This is a genomic window from Sulfobacillus thermotolerans (assembly GCF_039623705.1).
Lineage (GTDB): Bacteria > Bacillota > Sulfobacillia > Sulfobacillales > Sulfobacillaceae > Sulfobacillus > Sulfobacillus thermotolerans.
The window spans coordinates 1,619,749-1,631,713 of record NZ_CP133983.1 but is presented as its reverse complement, the minus strand read 5'-3'; the positions used below and the strand labels follow the sequence as shown (position 1 = coordinate 1,631,713).

General features: G+C 53.6%; 9 protein-coding genes and 2 pseudogenes. 2 read left to right on the top strand and 9 right to left on the bottom strand.

Annotation, left to right across the window (positions count from 1 at the left end):
* Window positions 1-7: 7 nt before the first annotated feature.
* A complete protein-coding gene (locus ORD20_RS08230; protein ID WP_430626083.1) occupies window positions 8-1,222 on the bottom strand; it encodes a thiamine pyrophosphate-dependent enzyme in 1,215 nt (404 codons plus the stop codon).
* A gap of 93 nt (window positions 1,223-1,315) precedes the next feature.
* Here ORD20_RS08230 and ORD20_RS08225 point away from each other — a divergent pair, with 93 nt between their 5' ends.
* Window positions 1,316-1,720 (top strand): thioesterase family protein, encoded by a 405-nt coding sequence (locus tag ORD20_RS08225; protein WP_103374696.1) that lies wholly within the window; start codon window positions 1,316-1,318, stop codon window positions 1,718-1,720.
* A 24-nt stretch (window positions 1,721-1,744) separates the two neighbouring features.
* Here ORD20_RS08225 and ORD20_RS08220 read toward each other — a convergent pair whose 3' ends face one another.
* On the bottom strand, window positions 1,745-2,050 hold the full coding sequence (locus ORD20_RS08220; protein ID WP_103374697.1) for an EthD family reductase: 306 nt from the start codon (window positions 2,048-2,050) through the stop codon (window positions 1,745-1,747).
* Between the two features lie 186 nt (window positions 2,051-2,236).
* Window positions 2,237-2,761, bottom strand: coding sequence for a peptide-methionine (S)-S-oxide reductase MsrA (gene msrA / locus ORD20_RS08215; protein ID WP_430626082.1), 525 nt, complete (start codon window positions 2,759-2,761; stop codon window positions 2,237-2,239).
* Between the two features lie 259 nt (window positions 2,762-3,020).
* Between msrA and ORD20_RS08210 the strand changes: the two genes are divergently transcribed.
* On the top strand, window positions 3,021-5,159 hold the full coding sequence (locus tag ORD20_RS08210; protein ID WP_103374699.1) for an MMPL family transporter: 2,139 nt from the start codon (window positions 3,021-3,023) through the stop codon (window positions 5,157-5,159).
* A gap of 48 nt (window positions 5,160-5,207) precedes the next feature.
* Here the strand turns inward: ORD20_RS08210 and ORD20_RS08205 are convergent, their stop codons facing one another.
* The 6 genes and pseudogenes from ORD20_RS08205 to ORD20_RS08180 form a co-directional block, all read right to left on the bottom strand.
* Window positions 5,208-6,356: a trans-sulfuration enzyme family protein gene (locus tag ORD20_RS08205; protein WP_103374700.1), complete on the bottom strand. Its 1,149-nt coding sequence runs from the start codon at window positions 6,354-6,356 to the stop codon at window positions 5,208-5,210.
* Between the two features lie 111 nt (window positions 6,357-6,467).
* Window positions 6,468-7,871, bottom strand: coding sequence for a PLP-dependent aminotransferase family protein (locus ORD20_RS08200; protein ID WP_103374701.1), 1,404 nt, complete (start codon window positions 7,869-7,871; stop codon window positions 6,468-6,470).
* A gap of 21 nt (window positions 7,872-7,892) precedes the next feature.
* Complete coding sequence (locus tag ORD20_RS08195; RefSeq protein ID WP_430626081.1) at window positions 7,893-9,389, bottom strand: ABC transporter substrate-binding protein; 1,497 nt, start codon at window positions 9,387-9,389, stop codon at window positions 7,893-7,895.
* A gap of 236 nt (window positions 9,390-9,625) precedes the next feature.
* Window positions 9,626-9,886, bottom strand: a pseudogene (locus ORD20_RS08190) (SDR family oxidoreductase); the annotation flags it as partial.
* Window positions 9,887-10,138: 252 nt separating this feature from the next.
* A complete protein-coding gene (locus tag ORD20_RS08185; protein ID WP_430626080.1) occupies window positions 10,139-11,251 on the bottom strand; it encodes an RNA-guided endonuclease InsQ/TnpB family protein in 1,113 nt (370 codons plus the stop codon).
* A 57-nt stretch (window positions 11,252-11,308) separates the two neighbouring features.
* Window positions 11,309-11,787, bottom strand: a pseudogene (locus tag ORD20_RS08180) (IS607 family transposase); the annotation flags it as partial.
* Between the last annotated feature and the right edge of the window lie 178 nt (window positions 11,788-11,965).

Below are 11,965 nucleotides of genomic sequence, written 5' to 3'. Positions count from 1 at the left end.
TCCCCTCCTATTCCTCTGCCATGACCTGGCCTATAGCATGCGCAATCCGTGACACGTTTGGGACATACCAATCTTCCCAAGCATAGGGGGGAAACGGTACGTCCGGCCCGGTGACCCGGACAATAGGCGCCTTGAGCCACCAAAAGGCTTGCTCCGTGACGGTGGCTAGAATTTCCGCCCCAAAACCTCCTGTTAATGGAGCCTCATGGACAATCACAGCCCGGCCGGTTTTTCGTACCGATTGCCCTAACGTCTCTTCATCTAATGGGGACAAACTGCGGACATCCACAATCTCTACATCCCAGCCATAACGTTGTTGAAGTTGGGTTGCTGCCGCGCGAGCAAGAGGGACCATTGCACCCTCCGTTAACAGGCCTTGCTGGATTAAGAACTCCCCTAATCGGCGGATAGGGTCTTGCGCCGTATGGATATTGACCTCGTTAGATGTGCGGTAGCGGGTCGGGTCATCGGCCGTGGTATGAGGTCCTGCACGGTAGGTCACGGCTTCAATCAGGGTTGGTCCGTGGCCTTGGATCGCTTTTTCGCGCGCCTGGCGCACCACCTCATACACCGCTAACGCATCATTCCCATCAACACGCACTCCTGCGATACCATACGCTTCTGCCTTTTGCGCCAGTGTTTCACTATGCGTTTGCCGATGGACTGGTGTCGATATGGCCCATCCGTTATTTTGACAAAAGAAAAGGACAGGCACTTGCCAGACGCCCGCAAAGTTTAATGCTTCATGAAAATCTCCTTCGGATGTCGCCCCATCACCGAAATACGCCATGGCAATCGCCGGCTCTGCTTGCTGCTTCAAGGCATAGGCGAGTCCCACGGCGTGAAGCAAATGAGTCGCAATAGGAATCGAACTGGGCAATGCGCGCACTCCTGCGGCATAGCTACCCGAACGTCCCATCGCAAACAAAATGACGTGATCGAGGGGCAGTCCATGGACGTAAAGAGCTCCATGGTCGCGGTAAGAGGGAACCATCCAATCTTGACGGTCTAACGCATAAGCTGAGGCAATTTCCGCTGCTTCTTGTCCTAAGGACGGTGCAAACGTTCCCACTCGGCCTTGACGCTGGAGTGTTAACGTCTTTTCGTCAAAGGCTCGTAATAGTATCATATCCTGATAAATGTGAAGCGCTGTCTCAAGGGAACTGCTGAACGGCAACGTGCCTTCGATGTCCATGACGCGAACGACCGGATATTGGTTCATACGCCACCCCCTATAAGAATATTGCCAACATGACGGTTCTATGGTAGGTGTGATATGATTTTCGCAATGACCCTTCGAAAGGATGACCGTGCGATGCGTGACGGGTTAATGCCAGGGACAGTTGCTCGGGTCGAAACGGTGGTAACACCCGCCATGACAGCGACGTTAGGAGGGCAACCGATTCACCCCGTGTTGGCCACAGCGCGAATGATTGAGTGGATGGAATGGGCCGGACGCTCTCTCATTCTACCCTATTTGGAAGAGACCGAGGATGCCGTCGGCTACCAGGTGGATATTGTGCATACCCGGTCCACGCAAGTTGGCGATACCCTCGTAGCTTATGCACAATTCCAGAAACGCGACGGTAACCGTATCATCACGAAAGTTTGGGCCGAAAACAGCCACGGCATGGTTGGTTCCGGCACCTTTGTACAGGTTGTGCTCACAAAAGAGCGGCTGGCGCTACTGCTCCAAAGCCCGCCTTCTCCGCCACGATGAGGACAGAAAGAACAGCCCCGTCGGTTACGCCTCGCGGTGTCCCACAAGCAATGTGACGATGCCTTTTGCAAACGTCATTAAGTCCCGCCCTGCAGCGCGTCCCTGCTCTGATTCTAGGGCCGTTTGCAGCTGTTTTTCATCCGCAAACTGCATTTCCGCCATCATCAGATAAGGGGAATGCGCTCCGTCGGCTTGATGGTCAAAACGGGTCAATTGGATTCCCAAAAGGCCCGGCATGGCCTTGGCTAACGGAAGATGCACCGTTTCGTAATGATGGTTAAACGCCTCAATATCTTCGGGATGGCGATACAGCGCTATTAATGTAACCATTTTGGATAAATCCTCCTCTGAGCGTTTCAAACGACCTCGCGTGCGCCATTTTGGTATACACGACTTCTGCGAGTTCACCTTATCACGCACCGAATTGCGCAGTCAATAATGACCTGTATATCTCTTCACGAATCTCCCCATTATGGGAAGATTCTGTCGTATGGCCTTTTTAAAAATTTTCGAAGATCAAAAGAGTGAGAACTGCGGGGTTCCAAGGTGCTGGGAAATCCAGAGAAATGCATCGGATAGTCCTGCAGTTGATTTGCTGAAGAATTTTGTCGTATGTCGGAGCTCGGGGTTTTTCGGATCTGCCCCAGGTGATTGTGGGCCAAAATGTTGCTGTGCGTTAAAACGGCCACTGGCGTCCAATGCGTCGCGAGATTGCTCAGCCAATCGCTTTTGTTCTGGCGAATGGTAAAAAATTGCCGGCTTATACGATGGTCCCCGGTCGTAAAACTGACCTCCGCTGTCGGTGGGGTCTATTTGTTGCCAATAGATGTCTAACAGTTGCGCATACGTAATCTGGGCGGGATCAAAGGTGATATTGACCGCTTCGTAATGCCCGGTATGGCCCGCACACACGTCTTCATAGGTTGGATTCACGCTATGTCCGCCCGTGTAACCCGACACGACTTTGAGAACCCCTGGCCATTGATCGAAGGGATGCACCATGCACCAAAAGCATCCGCCTGCAAATGTCGCCTGTTCCACACTCTCCCTCCTTGGTTACAGGATACCACGGGAGCTCTCTGGCGGCGAATCCATTCTAAGCTCCGTGGTGTGAACCCCGAGCACCATCACCGGTCTTTATAGGCGGTCACGGCATACGACAAGTGGGCTTCGACAAGCAAGACCCAGCGCGCTGGGTCTAGCCACGGCTGAATTGACAGGCTTTGGAAATGAAGTAGACTAAACAGATGGATGCCGATGTAATGAGGCTCCGTTTAATAAATCGTGATTGAGGTCTTTCATGACGAGAAAACACCTAACCCAATGGATTGTCAAACATCCTTGGCACGTTATTGTCCTATGGACCGTGATTTTCATCGGCGCTTTGCCATTCATGCTCAATTTATCCCATCAATTTAAAACCGACGGCTTAGGCGTACCAGGCAGTCCTTCCGAACATGTTCAGCACATCGTGCAACGGAATTTTGGCGTCCTTGCTAATTCTACTGCGACCGTCGTCTTTTCGTCTTCTCAATCTATCAATCAACCCCAGTATCGCCGCGCTATCGCCAAGATTCTCCAGCAGATGAGAAAGGTGCCGGCCGTGGCCAAGGTTCCTTCACTCACGGATATGACCTTGTCGCATGATGAGCATGTCATGTACGGCACGCTCTTTTTCCGGCAGACGACAAACCATTCTCTGGCCGATACCCAGGCGGTTATCCCCTTGCGCCATCTCTTATCTTTAACACCAAAGGGTTTGCGTGGTGGGCTAACCGGCCTTGTCCCCCTCGAACGGTCTTTCACCAACCAAGTCGATAAAGATTTAAAAACCGCCGAGTTTTGGAGTTTTCCCTTAACCTTGATTGCTCTGGTGTGGATATTCCGCAGCGCAATTGCGCCCATTGGCCCCCTTGCGATTGGGTTTGGCGGCATCACCGTGGGGCTTGCCGGCATTGACCTTATCGCCCGGGTTGTGGCCATTGCACCGGAAGTCGAGGATGCCGCGGCCATGATCGGACTTGGCGTCGGGATCGACTATGCTTTGTTGATGGTGCACCGCTACCGGTTGGCGCGGCAGACGCAGTCCGCAAAAGACGCAGCCAATATTGCGGCACTCACGGCGGGACGGGCTGTGTTATTTTCAGGCAGCATTGTCGCGGCCGCTTTTGCAGTGGTTCTCTTAGTCAATCAGCCCCTGATGCGATCGATGGCTCTGGGCTCCTTAGCGGCAGTATTAGCGACGGTCATCGCTGCTCTGACCTTGTTACCTGCGGTCTTAGTCGTGCTCGATCCTTGGTTGGAATGGCCCTACATCGCCTCAAAAAACACACCTAGTCGTTGGTGGCAAGCATGGGCTAGGCGGGTTATGCAGCGCCCTGTATGGGCACTTATTGGGTCCAGTGCTCTATTGCTGGCTCTAGCCTATCCTGTGACGTCCATGCATTTTTGGAATCCCGGAGTCGATACCTTACCCGCGTCGTCCCAAACGCGAAAAACGTATGATATTTGGGTAAAGCATACCTTTCCCGGCGTGGGCAGCCCGTTATGGGTGGTGTTGCGCAGCTCCTCGTCTCTTTATACCGCGCAGAGTTACCGAGAAGTGCAAGAGGTGCGAACCCAGATTCTTCACCAACCGGATGTTCATGCGGTCCTTCCCCTTCTTCCCTCACTGCCCCCAACCACCTTTACCAAGCAGCCACCCCTCTTATTCCGCGGTGCCTTAGCGCCTTCTCGGCATACATTTTTGCTAACGGTGTTTCCCCAATCGCACGGGGAATCGCAAGCAACCCAACAACTGGTCAGGCATTTACGGTCTTTACATTACGCCTTTAACGGCCGCGTACTGATTGGCGGAGGTGTGGCTTATACCGTCGATGTCATTGCTTTAATCTTGCACTGGCTACCGATTGTGGCGGCCCTGATTGCCGTGACGACGATTATCTTGTTGTTTCGCCTGTTTCGCTCAGTCGCATTAGCCATCAAGGCAGTGGTCATGAATTTGCTGTCTGTTTCAGCCGCGTCGGGCCTTTTAGTCCTTATCTTTCAAGATGGTATCACCCGGCCGTGGACCGGTATAGGAGGAGCGGGCGCTATTGATTGGACCACGCCGTTAATTTTGTTTTCGGTCCTCTTTGGTCTCTCCACAGACTATGAAGTGTTTTTATTGACTCGGGTCATGGACTATCATCGGCTCCACGTACCCGATGCTGATGCGGTCGCGCAAGGATTAGCGGATACCGGACGGATAATCACAGGAGCTGCGCTGATTATGGTCACGGTCTTCATTGCGTTTGGCATTATTGGACTCGAGTTTATGCAAGAACTTGGTATTGGTCTTGGCATCGCGATTCTTCTCGATGCGACGGTAGTCCGTTTAATTCTCGTACCGTCGATTATGCGCTTATTGGGATCTTGGAACTGGTGGCCCAGCAATTAAAAAAGCCCCAGACTCATCAGAACCTGGGGCTGAGACAAGGTAGCCGATTTAGGACAAAGATGTGACGTAGGTCAAGGCAGCTTCAAAATCGAGAATCAAGTCGTTAATGCTTTCAATTCCCACAGAAATCCGCAATAAGTTGTCATCAACCCCTCGGCGTTGTCGTTCTGGGGCTGGCATGGCCGCATGGGACATCGTTGCAGGGTGACTCACAATAGTTTCAACTCCACCCAAACTCACTGCAAAAATGGCATACTGCAGATGTTCCACAAAGGCCTGCCAATTCAGAGAATCCTCTAACACAACGGACAACACGGCACCTGCGCCCATGGCTTGGGCCATATGCGTTTGAAGACCCGGATGATGAGCAAGCCCTGGGTAATAGACCTGCTTGATGCCTTGTCGGCCCACGAACCAGTTCGCTAAATATAAGGCATTTTGTTGCGCACGGTCCATCCGCACGCCCAATGTCTTGATACCCCGTAAGACCAGCCAACTGTCATCGGGTCCTAAAATGCCGCCCCAGGTTTTTTGATTCTTGCCAATGCGTGCCGCAAGCTCCGGATCCGTCGCCACGGCAAGCCCCGCAATCACGTCACTATGGCCCCCTAAAAACTTCGTAGCGGAATGGACAACGATATCAATTCCCATGGTAAGCGGGCGCTGCAGGTAGGGAGACATAAAGGTATTGTCGGCAATGGTTATGAGACCATGCCGATGGGCCAAGTCGGCGACACCCCGCAAGTCGGTAATTTTGAGAGTAGGGTTAGACGGGGTCTCGATATAGATCCCCCGGGTACGGGGCGTAATATGCGCTTCGACCTCCGCCAAATTTGACAGGTCGACATACGTGGCCTGTAGACCATAGCGAGCAACCAGTTGAGCCATCAGGTCAAAGGTTCCGCCATAGATATCGCGTGGCAGAATCACGTGATCGCCTTGCTCAAACAGCATCATGACGGCGGCGATGGCCGCCATGCCTGAAGCAAAAGCAAAGCCATACGATCCTTGCTCTAAATCCGCAATAGTGGCTTCCAGTGCTTGGCGCGTGGGATTGCCCGCGCGGCTATATACCCAGGCTCCCGTCTCACTAGGATGCTGATGAAACGTTGACGCATGGTAGACCGCTGTACTGCTGGCTCCTGTTGCGGTGTCAATTAATGATGCATTATGAATCAATTTCGTTAACATATCCATGTCGCCACGCCTACCCTTCATCTCGTCTTTGAAGGGAGTGTAACGAGAAACCCTTAATGGCACAAGGACCAGGCAAGCCCGTTGGTACTTCGTAAGGAACCAGGCAAACCACTAGGGGCTGAAGGTATCCAGCATGCGAAAAAAGCGGGCCATGCCATTTTGAATCGCCGTCGTTCCTAAGGCACTGACGCACAGCCGGATCCATCCACGGTATCGATCGCCTATGCCAAAAGCCTCGCCGGGTGCAAATAACACGTCACGTTGAGCGGCATAATCATGCAGGGCATATGCATTGATATGTTTCGGCAGCTGGACAAACAAATAGAAGCCTCCGGTGGGATGACCAAAAAGGAAGAGGCCCCGGCGCCGAATCAACTCGGATGCTATGCGCATGCGACTCGCATAGATGGTCTGAGCTCGCGCGATGTGCTGCGTCACGTTGCCACTGCGCAGCCACCCTTCGACTAGTAGCTGAGTGACCGTGCCGGTATGCAAATCCCCGAGTTGTTTGCGTTGGCTTAAGTATTGAATAATGTCACGCGGAGCCACCACCATGCCCACACGCAAACCGGGCGCGAGCAATTTGGACAATGTGTTGAGATAAATGACGGGAGCATCCCCTGGGGCCAGTGCGTACAATGGCTGGGGATTGGCTGTGGCTAAAAAGCCATAGGCGTCGTCTTCAACAATCGGCACTTGATACTTCTGAGACAGGGCAAGCACAGCTTGGCGCCTAGCGAGACTCATCACCGTACTGGTGGGATTGTGGAAGAAGGTTTGGACGTAAATCATGCGCACGGGATGCTGGGCAAGGGCTTGGGCCAACGGTTCCACCCGGATTCCCTCTTCGTCCATGGGCACCGCGAGAACCTGGGCACCGTGGGAGGCAAAAATTTGCAGAGCCCCTGCAAACGTAGGTGATTCGGTGACGATGTAATCGCCCGCTCGGGATAATAGACTGGTGACATAATCAAGGCCTTGCAAGGATCCCGACGTAATGAGAATATTGTCAGGATCCGCGGCGACTCCGCGTCGGCTTAAGTATTCTTCACTTAGCGCTTGCCGAACGCGGGCAATTCCTTGCGTTGGAGAATATGAGAAGACTTCGCGCACATGCTGACTTAAGAGATCACGAACAATCTCTTGCAACTCATGTATTGGCAATAAATCGGGATCAGGCATACCAATTTCAAAATTATAGCGTGCACTACTACTCGCGGCAGACATCAGGTCACTGAGAAATGTCGAACTGGGACGATACGGCAGGTCTTTTCCGATCAATGACGGGTTGATGGGAACAGGACGCAAGGGAATATTGACGACAATGGGCGCGGAGGCGGCGGTCCAGTGAACATAACCTAAAGACTGCAGCTCTTCCCATGCCCGGCGGACGGTGGAGCGACTGACACCAAATTCTTCTGCCGTTTTGCGTTCCGAGGGTAATGCCTCGCCTACATGCCAACGTCCTTGTTCAATGGCTCTACGGATTTCGTCCGCCACCCGTTGAAATTGCATCACAGTCCCAACCTGCCCCTTCTATCTCATACCGTGGCCGCACTGTCCGCAGAACTTATCTCCTGCGTCAACAAGGGCTCCACAGGAGGGACACGGCGTGCGCGAGACGGGGTCTTCATCCCGTAAGGCTTGCTGCGCCGATTGAAGACGTTGGCGCAGTATGTCAATGTGAGCCACTGCGGGTGCTACGCCCACAAATTGAGGATCAAGGGATTGTCCCTGGCTTAAAGACGGGTACACCGCCTGACCCAATTGTTGATATGCCTTATCAAGCTCTGCTTGCGCTTGCGTCACCTGACTGCGCAAATTGGTCAAGGTTAATTGGTGGTCAACTTCTTGGGCTGCGCTATTGACGGCAGCCATAGCCTTAGGATACGGAGGATTGGACCACGTTATCTTCAAAGCGGGGTCATAAAACTCGGTTGGGGGTTCTGAAGGCACCGGACTATCTTCGACAACCCCTTGACCATGGTAGAAGCTATCGATAATGCCTTGCTGATTAATCCCCATTTCGAGGGCCGCACGCACATACCGCTGACTGAAGACAGGACCCAATCCGCCTTCAGCCAGGGGACTTTGGTTGACGCGGGCCATGTTAAAGCCAAAAGGATAGGCACTCCAAAAACGGTCGCCGGTCAATGCACTGCGCGAATTCCACAGAGACGGCGGAAGATATCCGACATCCACAATTCCAGTTTTCAAGCCTGCAAACTCGTTCGACGTAGATGTTTCATACTGAAATTCCAGCTTCTTAATCGTGGCGCGATGTCCCCCATACGCCGGATTGGGCACAAAGGTCCAGTAATCGTTGGGGGCCATTTGCGAAAATTTAAACGGACCATCCACGACGCTATAGGGCTTTGCTGTCGGTATATTCGCAATGCTCTTAATGTAATTCAGCTCAGCCGTCATATTCGTGGGATATTTGTCCCACACACTCGCGGGGACCGGGATAATTTGGGCCAAGCCGTTGTGAATAAACCATGTCTGGTTTTCAGGATGAACCAACGTGACAATGACTTTATCTGGGCCGTCAGCGGTGACGCTTTGAAAATCGGCCGGGACACCGCCCCCTCCCGCGCCCCCATAAGACCAGACCGCGTTATTTTGACTGGCTGCATCCATAATGTTCCACGTGAACACCACGTCTTGGCTCGTCACCGGTTGTCCGTTGGACCACTTATACTTATGGCTTAACGTAATAACATACCGCGTCCCACTCGCGTTATACGTAATCGATTGGGCGAGTGATTTCTGATAGTCAACCCCATCCGTTTTGCTGATGTACACCAAAGGTTTGTACATCAGAAAGTTCATTTGGCTATTGACATCAATAAACGCCGTAGATGCCAGCACCGGAAAGAACCAATCGGGGGATGTTTGCACTGGCAGAGCCATGACGACTGTGGTGGGGGCTTTAGTAGCCACAGCCGCACTACTAGGGGCTTGAGTCCCGCACCCAGCTAACGTCATTCCCAGCCCCGCAGCGGTAAGAGCGAGTGTACGAATTTTTGCCACGAACAAGGCCTCCTAACCAATTAAAATCACGAAGTACCGCATTCAGGGGTTCACATTACGAAGATATAAGCGTTAACTCGCTAATTTTCGACAATATTCGTGAAGATATGTGATATTATACAGGACGAAGCAGGCCAAGCAATACTTGGCCTATAAAAAATTACGGAGACCGAATGCCCTGGTATCGTGCACAAAATTCGCCAACGCTCACCCCATTGGCCTATGTCGCCCTTTGGCTAGCTTTGCTCACGATTACGACGCGGAATCAATGCAGCAATTCGCTGCCAATCCTCTGGGGTGAGCTGAGTCAACATATTAAATTCGCCGGCGCCCTTAAGCCATTCCCCGCCGTCAATCGTTACCACTTCGCCGTTGATAAAGGCGGCGTAATCTGAAAGTAAGAAGGCTGCAAGGTTGGCCAATTCTTCAGGTTGGCCGCTGCGCCCTAAAGGAACACGTGCCGCCATGGCCTGCTCAATTTCTGGGGTGGGTGCTAACCGGGACCACGCCCCTTCCGTAGGAAAATGCTAGTGTACGATGACTGTGCAGACGGATTTCCCACCGACCTAGGGAGCCTCGGCGGAGGGGACCGTCATCAGTACACTACGTCCAGTTCTGGCGTGGAAAATCCGTCTACTCTGCTTATGACGAGGTGATACCCATGCCCCGCAAACACATCCATTCCCATACGGCTAGCGTCTACAAACCAGCAGACCTCACACCGTTCTATCAGACCTACTCGAACCTGCTCAAACAGGTTCAAAGCTGATTTCCTGCTTCGCTGAGGCCGGTTTCACTCCAGTCTTACGACTAGAGCCAGAGCCGTCCTCTCCACAGGCTTCACATCCGGCGGAACTCGCCGTAGAGCCGCTTAGGGCGGCCAAGCCATACGCCAGAAGATTCCTGGCCGCATTCTCATCCCGGTCGTGGATGGTTCCACAATCCGGGCACGTCCACTGGCGTACCGCCAGAGGCATTTTGTCCTGTTTTACGGCACACACTGAGCAAATCTTGCTGCTGGCAAACCATCTGTCCGCCACCACAACGATGCCGCCGCGCCGTTCGGCCTTGTATTCCAGTTGCCGCCGGAACTCGAAGAAACTCATATCGGCGATGGAGCGTGCCAAGCGATGGTTCTTCAGCATCCCGCGCACATTCAGGTCCTCGATGCCGATGGTATGAAACCGGCGAGTGAGGTCGGACGTGAGCTTGTGCAAAGCGTCGGCCCGGATATTGGCGACACGGGCATGGAGCCTGGACAGTTTAGCCCTGGATTTTTTCGCATTCTCCGACACCGGCAGCCTTACGCCCTTTGGTATAGGCGCCTTGGCTGCCAAGCCGAGCTGGGCTTTAGCGGCTCGGTGCTTACGCGACAGACTGCGGGACAACCGCCGCAACCGCTTGCGCAACGCCCTATGGGGCTTGGGGCCTATGACCTTTTCTCCCGTGGAGAGCGTTGCCAACGCCGATACCCCCCAATCCACCCCAACCGCGCCTTGGTTTTCAGCGCGGCGTTGGGGTGGTTCTTCGGGATCCACGGCGATACTGACAAACCAACGGTCGGCCACACGGGAGATGGTGGCGGACAGGAGCTTGCCAGTGAAACGCAACGACTCCCGCATCCGTACCCAGCCCAGATTAGGGATGCGGATGCGGCGGCCGTTGAGAGAAAACTGGTCGTTGGTCAGGGTGAAGCGGTCGTGTACGCCTTTCTTGCGGAACTTCGGATACTTCGCCCGTCCCGCCCAGAAATTCTTGAAGGCTTCGCCTAGCTGGATGATGGCCATCTGTGGTGCGTTTTTGGTGACTTCCAGCATCCACGGGAACTGATCGCGCTTGAGGGCGTTCAACTGGCGGCGCAACGATTGTTGCGAGGGCTTGGGTAGGCTCCAGGGGTTGGCTTTCCATCACGCCTCGTACTGCCCTTGGTTGAGAATCACGACTTCCACCTGCTTCGCCTCGCAAATGGCGAAAACCAGTTCCGCGCCGAACCGCAGCAGGCGGTCCTTGTGGGTGATCACCAACCGTCCGACCTCACCCCCGATGATGGCATCCAGAAGCCGTTTCAGGCCCTTCTTGGGGTAATTCATGCCGGAACCCAGGTCGGCAATAACCTCAAATGTCCAGCCTTGCCGCGCGCAGAACAATGCCAAAACCTGCTTTTGCCGTTCCAGATCATCCTTCTGGTCGTGGCTGGAGACTCGCGCATAGGCAACGGTGCGCCGGTTTGCCGTATCAGCACCATGAAACCACTCAGGGCGCAGCTTCGCCAATAGCGCCGGTGGCCGCCGGGCGTATGTTCGGCCATGAGCCGGCCTTCCGCCTCCCAGCGTCGCAGAGTGGTCATGGATACGCCCAAGGCTTTGGCCGCCTCCCTTATGCTAACTAATCTCTCCATTTTGGATAGTATAAGTTAGCTTTGGTTAGTTATCAACCGAACTGTTAAAGCCCTTGTCGCCGACGTCGTCCACTCCCCCCACAGCCCCCCCAGAGTTATTGCCTTCATATGCTTCGGCCCATCCTCCAGAACCTCTCGAATTTCTTGAAGAATTGCAACGCCCTACCATATCGCCACA

Coding starts and splice junctions, on each gene's coding strand:
- ORD20_RS08230 (WP_430626083.1), bottom strand. CDS start 1,222: ATGAACCAATATCCGGTCGTTCGCGTCATGGACATCGAAGGCACGTTG.
- ORD20_RS08225 (WP_103374696.1), top strand. CDS start 1,316: ATGCGTGACGGGTTAATGCCAGGGACAGTTGCTCGGGTCGAAACGGTG.
- ORD20_RS08220 (WP_103374697.1), bottom strand. CDS start 2,050: ATGGTTACATTAATAGCGCTGTATCGCCATCCCGAAGATATTGAGGCG.
- ORD20_RS08210 (WP_103374699.1), top strand. CDS start 3,021: ATGACGAGAAAACACCTAACCCAATGGATTGTCAAACATCCTTGGCAC.
- ORD20_RS08205 (WP_103374700.1), bottom strand. CDS start 6,356: ATGGATATGTTAACGAAATTGATTCATAATGCATCATTAATTGACACC.
- ORD20_RS08200 (WP_103374701.1), bottom strand. CDS start 7,871: ATGCAATTTCAACGGGTGGCGGACGAAATCCGTAGAGCCATTGAACAA.